At 70.7% G+C, this 19,601-nt stretch carries 15 protein-coding genes and 1 pseudogene; 5 read left to right on the forward strand and 11 right to left on the reverse strand.

Annotated elements, in window-relative coordinates; all coding sequences use genetic code 11:
• Window positions 1-133: 133 nt before the first annotated feature.
• Window positions 134-1,468 (forward strand): 4-aminobutyrate--2-oxoglutarate transaminase, encoded by a 1,335-nt coding sequence (gene gabT / locus M878_RS60915; protein ID WP_023546386.1) that lies wholly within the window; start codon window positions 134-136, stop codon window positions 1,466-1,468.
• A gap of 376 nt (window positions 1,469-1,844) precedes the next feature.
• Window positions 1,845-2,618 (forward strand): phosphatase PAP2 family protein, encoded by a 774-nt coding sequence (locus M878_RS000000101810; RefSeq protein ID WP_023546387.1) that lies wholly within the window; start codon window positions 1,845-1,847, stop codon window positions 2,616-2,618.
• Window positions 2,619-2,765: 147 nt separating this feature from the next.
• Here M878_RS000000101810 and M878_RS60920 read toward each other — a convergent pair whose 3' ends face one another.
• From M878_RS60920 to M878_RS60955, 8 genes are all read right to left on the reverse strand, one after another.
• Window positions 2,766-3,224, reverse strand: coding sequence for a hypothetical protein (locus M878_RS60920; protein WP_023546388.1), 459 nt, complete (start codon window positions 3,222-3,224; stop codon window positions 2,766-2,768).
• A 137-nt stretch (window positions 3,225-3,361) separates the two neighbouring features.
• Entirely contained in the window at window positions 3,362-3,649 is a 288-nt protein-coding gene (locus M878_RS97450; RefSeq protein ID WP_023546389.1) for a hypothetical protein, read from the reverse strand.
• Window positions 3,650-3,824: 175 nt separating this feature from the next.
• Window positions 3,825-5,255, reverse strand: a complete 1,431-nt coding sequence (locus M878_RS60930; protein ID WP_031224710.1) for an NAD(P)/FAD-dependent oxidoreductase — start codon at window positions 5,253-5,255, stop codon at window positions 3,825-3,827.
• Between the two features lie 35 nt (window positions 5,256-5,290).
• Window positions 5,291-6,091, reverse strand: coding sequence for an ABC transporter permease (locus tag M878_RS60935; RefSeq protein WP_023546391.1), 801 nt, complete (start codon window positions 6,089-6,091; stop codon window positions 5,291-5,293).
• On the reverse strand, window positions 6,092-7,021 hold the full coding sequence (locus M878_RS60940; RefSeq protein WP_023546392.1) for an ABC transporter permease: 930 nt from the start codon (window positions 7,019-7,021) through the stop codon (window positions 6,092-6,094).
• Window positions 7,021-8,169, reverse strand: a complete 1,149-nt coding sequence (locus M878_RS60945; protein ID WP_023546393.1) for an ABC transporter ATP-binding protein — start codon at window positions 8,167-8,169, stop codon at window positions 7,021-7,023. Before M878_RS60945 ends, M878_RS60940 begins: the two co-directional genes overlap by 1 nt.
• Before the next feature lie 8 nt (window positions 8,170-8,177).
• Entirely contained in the window at window positions 8,178-9,425 is a 1,248-nt protein-coding gene (locus M878_RS60950; RefSeq protein ID WP_023546394.1) for an ABC transporter substrate-binding protein, read from the reverse strand.
• Between the two features lie 49 nt (window positions 9,426-9,474).
• Window positions 9,475-11,010: a gamma-aminobutyraldehyde dehydrogenase gene (locus M878_RS60955; protein WP_023546395.1), complete on the reverse strand. Its 1,536-nt coding sequence runs from the start codon at window positions 11,008-11,010 to the stop codon at window positions 9,475-9,477.
• 209 nt (window positions 11,011-11,219) lie between these two features.
• Here M878_RS60955 and M878_RS60960 point away from each other — a divergent pair, with 209 nt between their 5' ends.
• Complete coding sequence (locus M878_RS60960) at window positions 11,220-11,783, forward strand: riboflavin biosynthesis intermediates N-glycosidase (protein ID WP_023546396.1); 564 nt, start codon at window positions 11,220-11,222, stop codon at window positions 11,781-11,783.
• A gap of 119 nt (window positions 11,784-11,902) precedes the next feature.
• Here the strand turns inward: M878_RS60960 and M878_RS60965 are convergent, their stop codons facing one another.
• Window positions 11,903-12,325: a DUF4190 domain-containing protein gene (locus tag M878_RS60965; RefSeq protein ID WP_023546397.1), complete on the reverse strand. Its 423-nt coding sequence runs from the start codon at window positions 12,323-12,325 to the stop codon at window positions 11,903-11,905.
• A gap of 105 nt (window positions 12,326-12,430) precedes the next feature.
• Window positions 12,431-13,171 carry a DUF4190 domain-containing protein gene (locus M878_RS60970; RefSeq protein ID WP_037730103.1) on the reverse strand — a complete coding sequence of 247 codons (741 nt, stop codon included), beginning with the start codon at window positions 13,169-13,171 and terminating at the stop codon, window positions 12,431-12,433.
• 90 nt (window positions 13,172-13,261) lie between these two features.
• On the opposite strand from M878_RS60970, the pseudogene M878_RS60975 reads away from it, so the two are divergent.
• A pseudogene (locus M878_RS60975) lies at window positions 13,262-14,436 on the forward strand (adenosine deaminase); the annotation flags it as partial.
• A gap of 31 nt (window positions 14,437-14,467) precedes the next feature.
• On the forward strand, window positions 14,468-15,154 hold the full coding sequence (locus M878_RS60980) for a glycerophosphodiester phosphodiesterase (RefSeq protein ID WP_023546400.1): 687 nt from the start codon (window positions 14,468-14,470) through the stop codon (window positions 15,152-15,154).
• A gap of 115 nt (window positions 15,155-15,269) precedes the next feature.
• Here the strand turns inward: M878_RS60980 and M878_RS60985 are convergent.
• On the reverse strand, window positions 15,270-19,601 hold a 4,332-nt coding region (locus M878_RS60985), incomplete at its 5' end, for an NACHT and WD40 repeat domain-containing protein (protein ID WP_023546401.1).

Consider the following 19,601-nt stretch of genomic DNA (forward strand, 5'->3'; position numbering starts at 1 on the left):
ATGGAGCATGCCCACCCCCCACCCCCGGCCCTAGCCTGCGAAGAAAGATAGGTAAGCGGCCGAAACGCACCGCCCGGAATCGTCCGGGACGCCAGATCAGACCGCCCGGTACGCAAGATCATCAGGAGCCCTCATGACCGCACTTCCGCAGGAGCGCCGCGTCGTCACCGCCATCCCCGGTCCGAAGTCGCAGGAGCTGCAGGCCCGCCGTACCGCCGCGGTCGCGCAGGGCGTGGGCTCGGTGCTGCCGGTCTTCACCACGCGCGCCGGTGGCGGGATCATCGAGGACGTCGACGGCAACCGGCTCATCGACTTCGGGTCCGGTATCGCCGTGACCTCCGTCGGCGCCTCCGCCGAGGCCGTCGTACGGCGTGCCTCCGCCCAGCTCGCCGACTTCACCCACACCTGTTTCATGGTCACCCCGTATGAGGGATACGTGGAGGTCGCGGAGGCTCTCGCCGAGCTGACCCCGGGTGACCACGCCAAGAAGTCCGCGCTGTTCAACTCCGGCGCCGAGGCCGTCGAGAACGCCGTCAAGATCGCTCGTGCCTACACCAAGCGGCAGGCCGTGGTGGTGTTCGATCACGGGTACCACGGGCGGACCAACCTGACCATGGCGCTCACCGCCAAGAACATGCCTTACAAGCACGGGTTCGGGCCGTTCGCGCCCGAGGTGTACCGGGTGCCGGTGGCGTACGGCTACCGCTGGCCGACCGGGGCGGAGAACGCCGGTCCCGAGGCCGCCGCGCAGGCCATCGACCAGATGTCCAAGCAGGTCGGCGCGGACAACATCGCCGCGATCATCATCGAGCCCGTACTCGGCGAGGGCGGCTTCATCGAGCCGGCCAAGGGGTTCCTCCCGGCGATTCGGCAGTTCGCCGCCGACAACGGGATCGTCTTCGTCGCCGACGAGATTCAGTCCGGGTTCTGCCGGACCGGGCAGTGGTTCGCCTGTGAGGACGAGGGGATCGTTCCCGACCTCATCACCACCGCCAAGGGCATCGCCGGTGGGCTTCCGCTCGCCGCCGTCACCGGGCGCGCCGAGATCATGGACGCCGCGCACGCCGGTGGCCTGGGTGGCACCTACGGCGGTAACCCGGTCGCCTGCGCCGGCGCGCTCGGTGCCATCGAGACGATGAAGGAGCTGGACCTCAACGGCAAGGCCAAGCGCATCGAGGAGATCATGAAGGGTCGCCTCGCCGCCATGGCCGAGAAGTTCGACATCATCGGTGACGTCCGTGGGCGCGGTGCCATGATCGCCATCGAGCTGGTCAAGGACCGTACGACCAAGGAGCCGAACCCCGAGGCCACCGCCGCGCTCGCCAAGGCCTGCCACCAGGAGGGCCTGCTGGTCCTGACCTGTGGCACCTACGGCAACGTGCTGCGCTTCCTGCCCCCGCTGGTGATCGGCGAGGACCTCCTGAACGAGGGGCTCGACATCATCGAGCAGGCCTTCGCGCGCATCTGAGCGAGCGATCCGCACCTCTGAACGGCACCTACGGCAGGCCGTGTGAAGAACGTGTGGGAGGTGGATGACGGGACGCGATTCCGTCTGCCCAAGCGCCTCGGCCTGCCGTAGGTTCTACCCAGATGAGAGATACACCCCGTCCACAGGGGACTGTGGGCGATTTCAGGCCGGGGCCTCCCCAGCTTCGACCTGGTCGTGCCCTCGCGCACATAACCGGCGCCTGACGGCTCCGGGATCTCCTCACCGATCGGACGGTCGCCGCCCCAAACCCCCCGGGGCGCGCGACGTTCCGATCCGGACGGCCGCCTCGGAACCACCCCCCCTGTTCCGGGGCGGCCGACCTCCTTCCTCCGAACAACCTGCGAAGCTGGGCGCCGTGTCGACCGTTGTCCGCCGTGCCCCGCTGCTCGTCCTCCCGGCCGTGCTCCTCGCCCTGTCCACCTGGCAGGTCGTGGCGCACGGCCCGCTGCTGCGCCTGGACGCCCGGCTCAGCCGGGCCTTCGTCCATCCGGACCGGTTCTCCGAGATCCTCTCCGACCTCGGGAACGGCCAGATCGCCGTGCCGGTGCTCCTCGTCGCCATCGGCTACGTCCTGTGGCGGGGCCGCGGCAGCGGTATGCCCCGCTGGTGGCTGCCGCCGCTCGCCGCGTTCGTCCTGATGGCACTGGTCCCGGCGATCATCGTCCCGCTCAAGGACTGGACCGCCCGGCCGGGGACCCCCGTGGTGCCCCCGGCCGTCGGCTATTTTCCCTCCGGCCACACGGCCACGGCGGCCGTCGCCTACGGCTCCGCGACCCTGCTCCTGCTCCCCTGGCTGCGCTCGCCTGCCGCTCGCCGGAGCCTGGTCGTCCTCTGTACCGCCCTGGTCCTCGGGGTGTCGTACGGCCTGGTCCGGCGCGGTTATCACTGGCCGCTGGACGTGCTGGCCAGCTGGTGTCTGTGCACCGTGCTGCTGACCAGCCTGTCCCTGGTGATCGGCCTAAGTACGCGTCGAAGTTCTTCCGGACCTCCCCGTCCGGGCAGCGGTCCCGGTTCACCGGCCATGCCATCAGACCACGCAGCATCAGACCACGCAGCGCCGACCAGGTCCCATGGGTCGCGTACGCGCCGCAGTTCGTCTTCTCCGTCAGGCAGTCCGGGGGCTTCGTGACCTCGGACGGCGGTACGCACCCGTTGCCGACCGGGGCAGGGGCGCGGCGAGCAGAGCAACCATGAGCAGGGCGAGGACGGATCTGGGACACCTCGCGTGCAGGGCGCATCGGCGCCCGCGACCCCGGCAAGATCCGAAAAAGAGGCCCTAGCCACCCCCGTCCCCGCCCCCGGCCAGCCCCGCCGCCGCCTCGTGCATCGCCAGCTCCAGCAGCGCGGGATCGGTCAGCGTGCCCGAGCCGTCCGGTGGCACCAGCCAGCGCACGCCCTGGGTCGCCCGGCCTGGATACGGTACGACGATCCAGGTGCCGGGTCCCGCGGTACGGATGCCGGTGCCTACCCAGCGGGCCGCGGTGCCCGGCGGTACGAAGAACCCGACCCGATTGTCGCCGAGGCCGACGAGTACCGGGCCGGGTTGGTCGAGGACCCGGGTGAGCACGTCCAGGGTCGGATGGCCGAGGTCGCCCGGCAGGATCAGTACGTCCCAGGCCCTGCCGGCGGGCAGCAGCGCGACTCCCAGGGGGTTGCGCTCCCATTCCCAGCGGCAGGCGTCGGGATCCGGTGCGACGGATGCCAGCCACTCGACGGCCGTCTTCGCCCCAGTCATCAGAAGGCCTCCCTTTCTCTCGCCCGACCGTGCGCGGTCGCGTCAGGGAGAGAGAGGGAGGCTTTCCCGGGGGCATTACGCGGGTTCCGCGTTCCCCTTGCGGTGACCTAGGTCACATTTCACTGGCCGACTGTCGACTACCAGCTGTAGTCGTGGTCCCAGTCCCAGTAGTAGGACCAGCAGTGGTGGTAGTAGTCCCAGTAGTAGTGCTTGTGGTGGTGATCCCAGGAGTCATGGTCGTGGTGGTCATGGCGGGGAGCCATGGTCACCGTGGACACCTGGTGCATCGGCGCCGCCGAGGCGGCCACGGCCGGGAGCATCACACCTCCGGCGACGGCTACGGCGGCCACCGCCGTAGCCAGGCCCAGGCGGCGCTTGGGACGGGACTCGTCCCGCTTACGGTTGACGCGGATGATGCGGTTCATGATCTTCTCCTGCTGATCCGGTGTGGAAGTCGGTGCCTCCCGGTGAGGTCCGTGCTTCCAGTACGCCGGAATGCGGGAGCGGGGTCATGCTCCGGAAATTCGTGGCTTGACGCGGCCATAAGGGCCGGGTAAAAGCCGCAAAAGGCCGCACAGGCCACAGAATCCGTCAAAGGGATCAGCTGTCGAAGCCCAGCCCCAGCCGGTCCATCGTCCGCAGCCACAGGTTGCGGCGGCCGCCGTGCGCGTCCGCGCGGGCCAGGGACCACTTGGTGAGGGCGATCCCGGTCCAGGCGAACGGCTCGGGCGGGAACGGCAACGGCTTCTTGCGGACCATCTCCAGCTCCGTCCGCTCGGTGCGCTCCCCGTCCAGCAGGTCGAGCATCACGTCCGCGCCGAAGCGGGTCGCGCCCACGCCGAGGCCGGTGTAGCCGGCCGCGTACGCGACCCTCCCCCGGTGCGCCGTGCCGAAGAACGCCGAGAAGCGCGAGCAGGTGTCGATCGCGCCGCCCCAGGCGTGCGTGAAGCGGATGCCCTCCAGCTGCGGGAAGCAGGTGAAGAAGTGGCCGGCGAGCTTGGCGTACGTCTCCGGACGGTCGTCGTACTCGGCGCGCACCCGGCCGCCGTAGTGGTGGATCGCGTCGTAGCCGCCCCACAGGATCCGGTTGTCGGCGGACAGCCGGAAGTAGTGGAACTGGTTGGCCGAGTCGCCGAGCCCCTGGCGGTTCTTCCAGCCGATGTCCGACAGCTGCTCGGCGGTCAGCGGCTCCGTCATCAGCGCGTAGTCGTAGACCGGGACGGTGTAGGAGCGCACGCGCCGCAGCAGGTTCGGGAAGATGTTCGTGCCGAGCGCGACCCTGCGGGCGCGGACCGCGCCGTACGGCGTGCTGACGGCCATGCCGGCGCCGTACTGCTTCAGGGTGAGCGCGGGCGTGTGCTCGTACACCCGCACGCCCAGCTTGACGCAGGCCTGCTTCAGGCCCCAGGCGAGCTTGGCCGGGTGCAGCATGGCCACGCCGCGGCGGTCCCACAGGCCCGCCTCGAACGTCGGCGAGTTCACCTGCTCGCGCACCGCGTCGGCGTCCAGGAACTCGATGCCGTCCGCGAGCCCCTTCTCCTCCAACTCCCGGTGCCAGTCGCGCAGTTCCCAGGCCTGGTAGGTCTCGGTGGCGACGTCGATCTCGCCGGTGCGCTCGAAGTCGCAGTCGATGCCGTGCCGGACGACCGCGGCCTCGATCTCGTCGAGGTTGCGCCGGCCCAGCTCCTCCAGCCGGTGGATCTCGCCGGGCCAGCGGGTCAGCCCGTTGGGCAGGCCGTGGGTGAGGGAGGCGGCGCAGAAGCCGCCATTGCGGCCGGAGGCGGCCCAGCCCACCTCGCGGCCTTCCAGCAGCACCACCTCGCGCCGCGGGTCGCGCTCCTTGGCGTTGAGCGCGGTCCACAGCCCGCTGTAGCCGCCGCCGACGACCAGCAGATCGCAGGTGTCGGTGCCGGTGAGGGCGGGCTCGGCGGATGGCTTGCCGGGGTCTTCCAGCCAGTACGGGACCGGCTGGGCTTCGGAGAGAGAGGCGATCCAGTTGTCTTTGCCACGACTCATGGCGCTTGGGGCCATGATTTCAACTCCCTACGAGGACTTTCTTGAAAGGCTTATGCCTTTTGGTTGTTACGGCGGTTGTTGATGATCATCGAGATCAGGACGAACAGTACGGCGACCAGGAACATGGCCGTACCGATGACATTGATCTGAACGGGTGTTCCGCGCTGCGCCGAACCCCACACGAACATGGGGAAGGTGACGGTCGAGCCCGCGTTGAAATTGGTGATGATGAAATCGTCGAAGGAGAGCGCGAAGGACAGCAGCGCGCCCGCGGCGATTCCGGGTGCCGCGATCGGCAGGGTGACCCGCAGGAAGGTCTGCACCGGACCGGCGTACAGGTCCCGGGCGGCCTCTTCCAGGCGCGGGTCCATCGACATCACACGCGCCTTGACCGCGGTGACGACGAAGCTGAGGCAGAACATGATGTGCGCGATGAGGATCGTGTAGAAGCCCAGCTGAGCGCCCATGTTGAGGAACAGGGTGAGCAGCGAGGCGGCCATGACGACCTCGGGCATCGCCATCGGCAGGAAGATCAGCGAGTTGACGGCGCCGCGGGCACGGAAGCGGTAGCGGACCAGCGCGAAGGCGATCATCGTGCCGAGGACCGTGGCGCCGATCGTCGCCCAGATCGCGATCTGGAGGCTGATGGACAGCGAGCCGCACATGTCGGCGACGCCGCACGGCTGCTTCCAGGCGTCCAGCGAGAACTGCTGCCACTCGTAATTGAAGCGCCCCTTCGGCTTGTTGAAGGAGAACACGGTGACGATGACGTTCGGCAGCAGGAGATAGGCGAGCGTCAAAAGCCCGAAGATGACGACGAGATGGCGCTTGAGCCAGTTGACGAAGGGCATTTAGACCAGATCCTCCGTCCCGGACCGGCGGATGTAGATCGTGACCATGGCCAGGATGGCGGCCATGAGGATGAACGACAGGGCCGCGGCCGTGGGGTAGTCGAGAATGCGCAGGAACTGCGTCTGGATGACGTTGCCGATCATGCGGGTGTCGGTGGAGCCGAGGAGTTCGGAGTTGACGTAGTCGCCGGCCGCCGGGATGAAGGTCAGCAGCGTGCCGGAGACCACGCCCGGCATGGACAGCGGGAAGGTGACCTTGCGGAAGGTGGTCCAGGGCTTGGCATACAGGTCGCCGGCCGCCTCGTGCAGCCGTCCGTCGATCCGCTCCAGCGAGGTGTACAGCGGCAGGATCATGAACGGCAGGAAGTTGTACGTCAGTCCGCACACCACCGCCAGCGGTGTGGCGAGGACGCGGTCGCCGGCCGTCCAGCCGAGCCAGTTGGTGAGGTCCAGGACGTGCAGCGAGTTCAGGGCGTGCACGACCGGGCCGTTGTCGGCGAGGATCGTCTTCCAGGCCAGGGTGCGGATCAGGAAGCTGGTGAAGAACGGCGCGATCACCAGGATCATGATCAGGTTCCGCCAGCGGCCCGCGCGGAAGGCGATGAGGTAGGCCAGCGGATAGCCGAGCAGCAGGCACAGGACGGTCGCGGCGGCGGCGTAGAAGACGGACCGCAGGAACTGCGGCCAGTACTCGGACAGCGCGTCCCAGTACGTCGCGAAGTGCCAGGTGACCTTGTAGCCCTCCTCCAGGGAGCCCTGCTGCACGGAGGTGGAGGCCTGGTAGATCATCGGCAGCGCGAAGAAGATGATCAGCCAGAGGATGCCGGGGAGCAGCAGCCAGTACGGCGTCCAACGGCCGCGCCCCCGCGGGGGCTTCTTCTCCGGTGCGGTGGGCGCGAGAGGCGGGGGTGCCTCGGTGAGCGTCGACATCAGGCGGCCGCCTCTTCCTCGGTGCCCGCATCGATATCCTGGGCGGCGTCGAAGCCGAACGTGTGCGCCGGGCTCCAGTGCAGGACGACGTCGGCGCCGGGCACCAGCCGGCCGTCGCGTTCGACGTTCTGCACGTACACCGAGAGTTCGTCGCAGACCGGGCTGTCGATCACGTACTGCGTGGAGACGCCGATGAAACTGGCGTCGGCGATCTTGCCGGTGAGGCGGTTGCGGCCCTCGGGGATCTCGCCCGCGTCGTCGGCGTGGGTGAGGGAGATCTTCTCGGGGCGGATGCCGACCAGCACCTTCCCGCCGGCCTTCGCGGGCGCCGAACATCGCGACTGGGGCAGCACGAGCTTGCCGCCGCCGGCCTTGAGGACGATGTCGTCGCCGTTCTTCGTGTCCACCTCGGCCTCGATGAGGTTGGAGGTGCCGAGGAAGTTCGCGACGAAGGTCGTGTTCGGGTTCTCGTACAGATCGGTCGGCGAGCCGAGCTGTTCGACACGGCCCGCGTTCATCACGGCGACCGTGTCGGCCATGGTCATGGCCTCCTCCTGATCGTGCGTGACGTGTACGAAGGTGATGCCGACCTCGGTCTGGATGCGCTTGAGCTCCAGCTGCATCTGGCGGCGGAGCTTGAGGTCGAGGGCGCCGAGCGGCTCGTCGAGCAGGAGCACCTTCGGGTGGTTGATGAGGGCGCGGGCCACCGCCACTCGCTGCTGCTGGCCGCCCGACAGCTGATGCGGCTTCTTGCGCGCCTGCTCGCCGAGCTGGACCAGCTCCAGCATGTCCTCGACCTGCTTCTTCACGCTCTTGATGCCGCGCCGGCGCAGGCCGAAGGCGACGTTCTCGAAGATGTCGAGGTGCGGGAAGAGGGCGTAGGACTGGAAGACCGTGTTCACGGGCCGCTTGTACGGCGGCAGGTGGGTCACTTCCTGGTCGCCGAGGTGGACGGCGCCCGACGTGGGCTCCTCCAGGCCGGCGATCATGCGCAGGGTGGTGGTCTTGCCGCAGCCGGAGGCGCCGAGCAGGGCGAAGAAGGAGCCCTGCGGCACGGTCAGGTCCAGCGGGTGTACGGCGGTGAAGGCGCCGTAGGTCTTGGAGATACCGGAGAGGCGGACGTCGCCGCTGTTGTCTGGTGTCGTCATCGTCGTCGTCACGCCCCTGTGAGCTTCGAGAACTTCTGCTGATAGGCCGTCTCTTCCTTCTGCGTCAGCGCGCGGAAGGCATGGGACTTCGCCTGCATGGCCTTGTCGGGAATGATCAGCGGGTTGCTCGCCGCCGATTTGTCGATCTTCGCAAGATAGGGCTGCACTCCCGCGACGGGGCTCACGTAGTTGATGTACGCGGCCAGCTCGGCGGCCGGCTGGGGCTCGTAGAAGTAGTCGATGAGCCGCTCGGCGTTCGTCTTGTGGCGCGCCCTGTTGGGGATCAGCATGTTGTCGGTCGAGGTCATGTAGCCGCTGTCGGGGATGACATAACCGACGTCCGGGTTGTCCGCCTGGAGCTGGACGATGTCGCCGCCCCACGCTATGCACGCGGCGAAGTCGCCCTTGGTGAGGTCCGAGGTGTAGTCGTTGCCGGTGAAGCGGCGGATCTGGCCCTTGTCGACGGCCTTCTGCAGGCGGGCGATCACCGCGTCGAAGTCGTCGCCGGTGAACTTCGCCGGGTCCTTGCCCATGTCGAGCATGGTCATGCCGATGCTGTCGCGCATTTCGGTCAGGAAGCCGACGCGGCCCTTGAGCTTGGGGTTGTCCAGCAGGTCGGAGACCGACTTCACCTCGATGCCGTTCAGGGCCTTCTTGTTGAACGCGATGATGGTCGACACGCCCTGCCAGGGGTACGAGTAGGCGCGGCCCGGGTCCCAGTCGGGGTCGCGGAACTGGTCCGACAGGTTGGCGAAGGCGTGCGGCAGGTTGGACGCGTCCAGTTTCTGGACGTACCCCAGCCGGATCATGCGGGCGGCCAGCCAGTCGGTGAGGACGATGAGGTCACGGCCGGTGTCCTGGCCGGCGGCGAGCTGCGGCTGGATCTTGCCGAAGAACTCGTCGTTGTCGTTGATGTCCTCGGTGTACTTGACCTGGATGCCGGTCTGCCGGGCGAACCCGTCGAGCGTGGGGTGGCGCTTGGTCTTGTCGTCCACGTCGATGTACTCCGGCCAGTTGGAGAAGTTGACGACCTTCTCCGTGGCCGAGTGGTCGTCGGCGGAGACCCCGCCCTGCGACTTGTTCGCCGCGGGGATCCCGCAGGCGCTCAGCGCCCCTAGGCCGCCGACCGCCAGCGCGCCGCCCGCGGAGGCGCGCAGCAGCGAGCGGCGGGTCATGGCGGCCCGGCCGTTGCGGAGGCTGCGCCGTACGGCGGCGGCTTCGACCGGCGTCAGGCGGTCGGGCTCGTACTGCTCCATGCGCGTGGTGCCCTTTCGGGAGGGGTGGGCCTGGTCAGGGCCCGGTCGGCTATCGGTCCCCGAAGACGGTGCGGTGCCAGTCCTTCCTGACCACCGCGGTGTTGTCGAACATTACGTGCTTGACCTGCGTGTACTCCTCGAAGGAGTACACGGACATGTCCTTGCCGAACCCGGAGGCCTGGTAGCCGCCGTGCGGCATCTCGCTGATGATCGGGATGTGGTCGTTGATCCACACACAGCCCGCCTTGATCTCGCGGGTGGCGCGGTTCGCGCGGTACACATTGCTGCTCCACGCCGAGGCGGCGAGGCCGTACGGGGTGTCGTTGGCCAGCCGGATGCCCTCATCATCATGGTCGAACGGCAGTACGACCAGTACCGGCCCGAAGATCTCGGACTGGACGATCTCGCTGTCCTGGCCGGCGTCGGCGATCAGGGTCGGCCGGTAGTAGGCGCCCTTCGCTAGGTCGCCCTGTGGCGCCTCGCCGCCGGTCACCACGCGCGCGTAGCCACGCGCCCGGTCCACGAACCCCGCCACCCGGTCCCGCTGGACGTGCGAGATGAGCGGGCCGAGGTCGGTGCCCGCGGCGAACGGGTCCCCGAGGCGAACGGTCTCCATCAGCGCGGCGGTCTGCTCCACGAAGGCGTCGTAGAGCGGTCGCTGCACGTACGCGCGCGTGGCGGCGGTGCAGTCCTGGCCGGTGTTGATGAGCGCCCCGGCGACCGCTCCATGGACGGCGGCCTCCAGATCGGCGTCGTCGAAGACGACGAAGGGCGCCTTGCCGCCCAGCTCCAGGTGCAGCCGCTTGACCGTGGCGGTGGCGACCTCGGCGACGCGCTTGCCGACGGCGGTGGACCCGGTGAAGGAGGTCATGGCGACGTCGGGGTGCCCGACGAGGTGCTGCCCGGCCTCCTTCCCGGTCCCGGTGACGATGTTGACGACTCCGTCCGGGATACCGGCGTCCGTGGCGGCCTGCGCGAACAACAGCGAGGTGAGCGGGGTCAGCTCGGCGGGCTTCAGCACGACGGTGTTGCCCGCGGCGATCGCCGGGAGGATCTTCCAGGCGGCCATCTGCAGCGGGTAGTTCCAGGGCGCGATGGACCCTACGACGCCGATCGGCTCGCGCCGGATGTACGACGTGTGGTCGCCCGAGTACTCACCGGCGGACTGCCCCTGCAGATGCCGGGCGGCACCCGCGAAGAAGGCGGTGTTGTCGACGGTCCCCGGCACATCGAACTCGCGGGTCAGCTTCAGCGGCTTGCCGCACTGCAGGGACTCGGCGCGGGCCAAGTCCTCGGCGCGGTCGGCGAGCACGGCGGCGAACCGGTGCAGGGCATCGGAGCGCTCACCCGGGGTGGCCGAGGACCAGCCCGGGAAGGCCTCGCGCGCGGCGGCGACAGCCGCGTCGACGTCGTCGGTGCCGGCCAGCTCATAGGTGTACACCTCCGCGCCGGTGGCGGGGTCGACCACGGCGTGGGTGCGGCCCGAGGTGCCCTGGGTCAGGCGACCGGCGATGAACTGCGCGCCAGCGGCGAGTCGGTCCTGTGCGGGGAATCGTTCCGGGGTGGCGGTGCCCGGGTTGTGCATGTCGCTCTCCTCCGCCGTTCGCCCCGTCCCAGGGGGTGGGTGGCGTAGCTCCAGCTCGATTTGAGTGCCGATCCTGACAGAGCAACAGGACTCCAACAAGTGATTCCGTTGTTGCCTTTTGGTTACGCGACGGAATCTGTCGACCAGGTGTCGAGTGGAGGTCGAAAAGGGCGGACGGAGTGTCAGTGGTGCGTGCCAGACTCGCGTGCATGGGAAAGATCGACGGGGTGGAAGCACTGATCAGCGAGGTCCGGGCCGGAGCGAGGGTGAAGTACCTGCACTTCTGGGGGCACCGGCCGAGGCCGGACGGCAGGATCGGCGCGAGCTGTCTGAGCCAGTGGTGGCCGTCACCTTTCGTGGTCGACGGGGTGGAATACGCGACGGCCGAGCACTGGATGATGGCGGGCAAGGCGCGGCTGTTCGAGGACGCGGAGGCGGAGCGGCGGATCCTGGCCGCGGAGCATCCCGCCGAGGCGAAGAAGGCGGGGCGGCTGGTGCGCGGCTTCGACGAGGCGATATGGGAGCGGGAGCGCTTCCGGATCGTGGTCGAGGGCAGCGTGCACAAGTTCGCGGCGGATGAGGAGCTGCGGTCGTTCCTGCTGGGCACCGGTGACCGTGTCCTGGTGGAGGCCAGTCCCGTGGACCGGGTGTGGGGCATCGGGCTCGCGGCGGACGATGCGGCGGCCTCGGATCCGGAGCGGTGGCGGGGGCCGAATCTGCTGGGGTTCGCGCTGATGGAGGCGCGAGAGCGGCTGTCGGGGGCCGAGGTCTGAGAGGGCCGGCCACGCAGGCCGAGAGCTGAGAGGGTCGGATGCGGCGCCGCCACGCGGCCTGAGGGCTGAGGGGGCCGGCCGCGTGGGCCGCCCCCCTCACCGGCCGGGCCGGTCCCGGTTCAGGACGCGCCCATGATGCTCGCGAAGAGCAGCAGACCCAGCAGTGGCAGGATCACGGTCGCCACGATGCCGCAGACGAGTCCGGCGGTCGCCGCTCCCCTGTTGGTGGCCTCGCCCCGGTTGGCCTTTCCTCGGCCGATGGCACCGAAGATGATCCCGAGGATGCCCAGGATGACTCCGAAGAACCAGAGGAAGAAGGTGAGGCTGCAGACCACCCCGATGATGCCCAGCACCAGTCCCGTGGTGCCCATGCCGTTGCTCGGCTGCATCGGCATGGCATAACCGGGGCCCTGCCCGTAGCCCACCGGCGGCGCGGCCGGGTACGACGGACCCGCCTGGGGGTAGCCGTAGCCCGGGGCCGGCTGCTGCGGGGGCTGGTTCGGCGGACCGTAGCCGCCGGGTGTGGGGTTGGTATAGGACATGAAGTGGTCTCCCCTCCGTTGACAGTCAAGGCATCGTAATGGCAGGACACAGGAGGAGAGGGCGGGTTCCGGCCGACGGTTCCGGAAGGCTGCGCTCCGCCGGATTCAGCGGTCGGCGGCCGCCGTCACCGAGACGCTGCGGGCGGAGTCGTCGTACGGGTCGGAGTGCGTGCTGCCCTCATGGATGGCGGCGTTGATGCCGATCGCGAGCAGGACGATCACGGCGATACCGAGGACGATGCCGATGATGCCCATGATCAGGCCGGCCTGGGCCTGGCCGTGGTTGGTGGCCTCGCCGAGCTCGGCCCGCCGGCGGCCCTTGATGCCGAAGACCACCGCGAGGATGCCCAGCACCAGGGAGACCACGCCGTACAGGCAGAACAGACAGATCGAGAGGATGCCGAGCACCAGCGCCGCGACGCCCATGCCGTTCTGCGGGGCCATCGGCATACCGGGCCAGCCGTAGCCCGCGGGGTAGCCGGGGTAGCCGTAGCCGCCGGAAGCGGGCGGTGCGGGTATGCCGGGGCCCGAGGGCGCGATCGGCGGAGGCGGCACCGCCTCGGCGCCCACCGGGGCCGCGCCCGGTACGCCGAAACCGGAGGCGGCGGGCGGAGCGAAGCCGGGATGAGACGCGGGCGGAGCGAAGCCGGGGGGAGACATGGGCGGGGTGAAGCCGTCGGTCTGCAAGGAGGTCACGGTCGCCTGGTCGTGCACGGACGGCGGCTGCGCGGGCACCTGATCCTGGGGCTCGGGCGGCGTCTTCTCCAGTGAAGTCCGCTGCTCGGGCGGCGCCCACGGGTTGTAGTCGCCCCCCGAGGCTCCACTCGGCTGTGCTCCGTCGCTCACGGGCGTGTCCCCCTCGGTCGTTCGTCCCGCCATGCTACGGCCTCGCCTCCGCACCACGGCGGCCCGGTCCCCCGGCCGCCCGGGCCGCCACCCGCCTACGATGATCCCGCGCAACCGATCAGCCGATCACCGCGCCCGCACGACGGACTCCGCACCACGGACTCCGCTCGGCGGGCGCCCTTCCCGGGGAGGACCCCATGACCGACAGCTCCGTAACAGCCGCCGGCACCGCCGACCGCGATCTGCGGACCTTCATCGCCGGACTGCCCAAGGCCGAACTGCACGTCCACCACGTCGGATCCGCCTCCCCGCGCATCGTCTCGGAACTGGCCGCCCGCCACCCCGACTCCAAGGTCCCCGCCGACCCCGAAGCCCTGGCCGACTTCTTCACCTTCACCGACTTCGCCCACTTCATCGACGTGTATCTGGCGGTCGTCGACCTGATCCGCACCCCGGAGGACATCCGGCTGCTGACCTTCGAGGTGGCCCGTGACCTGGCCCGGCAGCAGGTGCGCTACGCCGAGCTGACCGTCACGCCCTTCTCCTCCACCCGGCGCGGCATCGACGAGCTGGCCTTCATGGCGGCGATCGAGGACGCCCGCAAGGCGGCTGAGGCCGAGTTCGGGACCGTACTGCGCTGGTGCTTCGACATCCCCGGGGAGGCGGGGCTGGAGTCCGCCGAGGAGACCGCCCGCCTCGCCACCGACGACCGGACCCGCCCCGAGGGACTCGTCTCCTTCGGGCTCGGCGGGCCCGAGATCGGCGTGCCCCGGCCGCAGTTCAAGCCGTACTTCGACCGGGCCATCGCCGCCGGACTGCACTCCGTGCCGCACGCCGGCGAGACGACCGGCCCGGAGACGGTGTGGGACGCGCTGAACGAGCTGCGCGCCGAGCGCATCGGGCACGGCACCAGCTCGGCACAGGACCCCAGGCTGCTCGCCCACCTCGCCGAGCACCGCATCCCGCTGGAGGTCTGCCCGACCTCGAACATCGCCACCCGCGCGGTGCGCACCCTGGACGAGCACCCGGTCAAGGAGTTCACACGGGCCGGGGTGCTGGTCACGATCAACTCCGACGACCCGCCGATGTTCGGCACCGACCTGAACAACGAGTACGCGGTGGCCGCCCGGCTGCTCGACCTGGACGAGCGGGGGCTGGCCGACCTCGCCAAGAACGCCGTCGAGGCGTCCTTCCTGGACCCGGCCGGCAAGGCCCGGATCGCGGCGGAGATCGACACGTACACCAGCACCTGGCTCGCCTCCTGAGCCCAGCGGTGGGCACACCACAATGGGGGTCATGCAGACCGTGACCGCCGTGGCCCACCGCGGCGACCCCTACCGCTTCCGCGAGAACACCCTCGACTCGCTGCGTTCCGCGCTCGACCGGGGCGCGGACGCGGTCGAGATCGACGTACGGCTCACCCGCGACGGCGTCCCCGTGCTGCTGCACGACGACACGCTGGAGCGGCTGTGGGAACTCGGCCGGCCGCTGGCCGCGCTGTCCGCCGAGGAGGTGCGCGGGCTCACGGCGGGCGGCGTGCCGACGCTGGCTCAGGCGCTGATGGCGACCGGCGACAGCCGGGTGATGGTGGACCTGTGCGGGCGCGTCGACCGGCGGACGGCGGAGCGCGTGGTGGACGTGATCCGGCAGAGCGGGGCCGGCGAGCGGGTCTACTACTGCGCGGGCGCCGAGGCCATGCTCGCCGTCCGCGCCGCCGACCCGGCCGCCGAGATCGCGCTGACCTGGACGACCCTCGCCCCGCCCCGGCCCGCGCTGCTGGACGCGGTCCGCCCCCGCTGGCTCAACTACCGCTTCTCCCTGGTGAGCCGGGACCTGGCGGCCCGAGTCCACCACGACGGTCATCTCCTCTCCGTCTGGACCCCGGACACCCGCCGCTCGATGAGCCGCCTGCTGGACCTGGGGGTCGACTCGATCACGACCAACCGAGTCGACGTCCTGCGCGCCCTGCGCGACGGCGCCTGACCAGACCCGCGAGCGCTGAGCCACCGTCGCCGGGTCCGTGGGCGTGGCGCGGGTGACGTACTGCGGGACGGGCACCGAAAATTGAACGCGTTCAAAACCACCCCTCTTCCCGGTGTCACCCCAGCGGTTCGTCCAGGGGAACGTGCCGCACCCCCGCCAGATACCCGTCCAACTCCCCCGGTTCGAAGCGGCACATCCCGACCGCGTGCCAGAACTCGCCGGTGACGTCTCCCTCGTACTTGTAGCCGCCGGACGGCGACAGCGCGGCCCAGCCGCCGGGCATCCCGACCAGGGTGGCCCGCAGGGCGGGCGGGGCGTCGTCGGGGACGTCCCACAGCCGTACCGTGCCGTCCTCGCCGCCGCTGGCCAGCAGGGAGCCGTCGGGGCTGAACGCCGCCGCGAGGATCCGGCCGGTGTGACCGGTCAGCAGCGCCGTCTGCTCCCCGGTGTCCGGGTCCCACAGCCGGACGGTCCGGTCGTCGCCCGCCGTCGCCAGCAGGGGGCGCCGGGGATGGACGGCGGCCGTCCAGAGCTTGCCGGTGTGGCCGGTGAGGCGGTGGTCGATCTCGCCGTCCCTCCAGATCACCGCCGTACCGTCCCAGGAGGCGCTGGCCAGCCAGGAGCCGTCAGGGGCGAAGGCCACGGCGTACACCCGGTCGGAGTGGCCGTCGAGTTCGGCGGAGACATGGTGGCCGTCCATGTCCACGATCCGCACCTTGCGGTCGTCACAGCCAGTGGCCAGCACCGCGCCGTCGGGCCGGAAGGCGATCGCGCGGACCCGCCCGAAGTGCTCGGTGATGGTGGCGACATGCGCTCCGGTGGTCCGGTACCACAGCCGTACCGTGTCGTCGTCGTTGGCGGTGGCGAGGAGTTCGCCGTCGGCGCTGAACGACTCCGCCCACACATGGTCGGTCTCGACGTCCAGTTCGCGCTGGTACTCGCCGGTGGCCGCGTTCCACAGATAGATGTCGCCGTCGCTGCTCGCGGTGGCCAGCAGGGGTCCGGCGGGGCCGAACGCGGCCGAGACCAGCCGGTCGCTCTGCCCGGTCAGTTCGCGCAGCCGCCGGCCCGAGGCGGAGTGCCACACCCGGACCACACCGTCGTTGCCACCGGCCGCCAGCAGCGAGCCGTCGGCACTGAAGGACAGGGTGCCGATGCGCCGTCCGTGGCCACGCAGGATGCGCCGCCCCTGGCCGGTGGCCGGCTCCCACAGCCGTACGACGCCGTCGTTGCCGCCGGTCACCAGCAGCGTGCCGGGGCCCTGGGCGGGTGTGTCGCCGTGCGGGCGGAACTTGCACACCCACACCGAGCCGCGGTGCTCGGCGGGCTGCCGGTTCAGCGGTACGGCGACGGGGTCGGCCTCCGGGTCGATCCGCCACAGCCGGACCACCCCGGCGCTGTCCCCGGCGGCGAGCAGGTTTCCGTCGGGGTCGAACAGCACCTGGTAGACGGCCCCGCTGCAGCCGCCGAGCAGCCCCGCGGAGCGTCCGGCGGCCAGGTCCCACAGCCGTACCTCGCCGTCGGTGTCGCCGCTGACCAGGAACCGGCCGCCCGGGTGGAAGTCCAGCGTGTAGACGCGCCCGGAGTGGCCGGTGAACTCGTGCCGCACGGTCCCGGCGGCGAGGTCCCACACCCGGATCGTGCCGTTGGCCCGGTCGTCGCCCTGGTCGCCGGTGGCCAGCACGGTGCCGTCCGGGCTGAACCGCGCCCGGTACACCGCGTTGCGGTGCCCCGGCAGCTCGCCGGTGAGCCGGCCGGTGGACAGGTCCCACAGGCGTACGACGGCGGTCGCGTCGCCGGTGACCAGGGTGGCGCCGTCCGGTGCGAACGCCACCGTGTACACGGGCCCGGTGTGTCCGGGCAGCCGGTGCAGCGCGACACCGGAGGCCGTGTCCCAGACGGTGACCACGCCGTCGGCGTCCCCGGTGGCCAGCAGCAGCCCCTCGGCGTCGAGGACGACCGGCCAGACCCCGTCCGGATGAATCTCCAGCCGGTGCAGACAGCGCCCGGAGACCGGGTCCCACAGCCGTACGGTGCCGTCGGAGCTGCCGGTGGCCAGCACCCGTTCGCGGAACTTGACCGCGTAGACCCGGCCGGTGTGGCCCTGCAAGGTACGCAGGGGCAGGCCGGTCGCGACATCGGCGACCAGGACGCCGCCGTCCTCGCTGCCCACGGCGAGCAGTTCGCCGTCGGGACTGTACGAGATGGGCTCGGGCAGCCGGGTACGGCTGCTGAACCCGTACGGCACCCCGACCGCGGCGGGCCGGAAGCCGGAGTCGACGGCCATGCCGGGCGCACTCGCGGCGATGGCGAGTTCGGGGCTCCCTGCCAGGGTCCCGGTGGTCGCCGAGATCAGCGCCGCGCGCCGCCACCGGCTGCCGTCCACCCGGGCGCCGGTCAGGTCGGTGCCGATCAGCCGGGCCCGTCTGAGGTCGGCGCCGCGCAGGTCGGCGCCGGTCAGATCCGCGCCGTCGAGCCGGGCGCCGACCAGCCGGGCGCCGCGCAGCACGGCACCGGAGAGGCCGGCGCCGACGAGCCGGGCGTCGGTGAGGTCGGCGCGGGTGAGGTCGACGCCGGAGAAGTCGCGGTGGGACAGGTCCTCCCCGGCGAGGGCGGCGCCGCGCAGGTCGGTGTGGGCGGGCACGCGGAGCCGGCTGAGGATCTTCACCGCGTTGGCGTGGGCGGCGTCCAGCGAGCCGTCCCCGGGCGTGCCGGACAGCTCCCGCTCGGCCCAGGCCTGGCAGATCCGGTGGTCGGCGAGGTCACACAGGAACTCGACGGCCAGCTGGCTGAGTTGACGCCGGCCGAGCAGGGTGCTGTCGCCGTCGGTGAGCCTGCGGGCGCACTCGCGCGCGACGAGCCACTCCACCACCGAGCCGTGGATGAACCGGAACACGCTGTCGTCGCCGCGCACCAGCAGGCTGCCGGAGCCGATGGCGTGCGCGGTCTGCGGCACCGACAGCCGCGCCTCCGCGAGCCCGGTGAGGGTCTCGGCGACGTCGGTCAGCTCGTCGAGCCGCAGTGAGTCCTGGCCGCTCTCCCACAGCCGCAGGGCGAGCGCGGTGACCGCGTCCCACAGCTGGTCCAGGGAGAGTCCGGGCGCCCGGCCGGGGCCGCCGCTGGCGCGCTGCGCCTCGAAGCCCAGCCAGGCGGTGAGCACCTCCTGGTACAGGCCGGCGGGGCTGAGCGCGCGCCCGGCGCCGGCGACGGCGCGCAGCTGGTCGTCGTCGAGGTCGGCGACGAAGCCGAGCAGCCGGGGGTTGCGGCACAGGGCGAGCAGGTCGGGGATGGCGTCCAGCAGCCGCAGCCGGTGCTCGGCGGCGCGTTCGTCGCCGTCGTAGCGGTTGACCAGGTAGGCGCGGATCTGCTGCGGGCTGAACTCCTGGACGGCCAGCACCCGGCGGTGCGGGAGCAGGCCGACGCGTTCGCCGAGCGCGGTGAGCACCTGGCCCTGGGAGCGGAAGTGCTGGGTACGGCTGCTGACCAGGATCTTCGCGCTGTCCACGGCGGAGTCCAGCAGCACCTGGAGGCGTTCGGCGGCGCGGTCGTACGTCACCTGGTTGACGAGTTCGTCGAAGCCGTCGAAGAGCAGCACGATCCGGCCCTGCTGGAGCATGTACCTGAAGGCCCGCAGGTCGATGTTGTCGACGCCGTGGGCGGCGAGGTGGCCGGCGACGAGTCCTTCGAAGGAGTAGGCCCGGTCCAGGGCGTTCAGCTCGATCAACAGCGGGACGAGGTGGGGCAGTTCGACGGGGATACGGCGGGCCAGCTCGCGCAGCGCGAAGGTCTTGCCGTGCCCGAAGTCGCCGAGGAGCAGCAGGAAGCGCCCCTGGTCGGAGTCGAGCAGGCGCAGCATCTCGTCGACCAGCCCGTCGCGGTCCTCGGCGTCGAGGCGCTCCACCTCGCGATATCTCTGCGGCAGGTACATGCCCGGGGGATAGCGGGGGTCGGTGCGCAGCCGCTCGCTCTGCGCGGAGACGTAGCCGCGCAGGTCGAGCAGGCCCTGGAACTCGGTGAAGCTGCGCACCCTGACGCCCCGGCGGCGGGCCGCGTCGCGCAGTTCGCGGGCGGGCGGCGGGCCGTCGTGGACGAGTTCGGCCTCGGTCTCGGCGTCGGCGGCGTGCACGAGGGCCACGAACCGGTCGACGTCCTGCGCGGTCGGCGTACCGGTGTGGACCGCCACCCGCTGCTGCCGCACGAAGCCCGACTGGGTCCAGGTGACGAGCAGTTGGGGCACCGGCCCGTCCACCGGGCGCAGCTGGGCGCCCTCGTGCCGGGTGCGGCACACTTCGGCGACCCGTGCGAGCAGTATCTCGGCGGGAGTCTGTACGGCGCGGGGCTCGGGGTCGGGGGCGACCGGGTCCGGATCAGGGGCTTCCCCCGGTACGGGCGCGAAGGCCCGGTCGGCCCGCCGCCACTGGACCGCCCGCCGCCGTGGCTCCCCCGG

It is taken from the genome of Streptomyces roseochromogenus subsp. oscitans DS 12.976 (assembly GCF_000497445.1).
Taxonomy (GTDB): domain Bacteria; phylum Actinomycetota; class Actinomycetes; order Streptomycetales; family Streptomycetaceae; genus Streptomyces; species Streptomyces oscitans.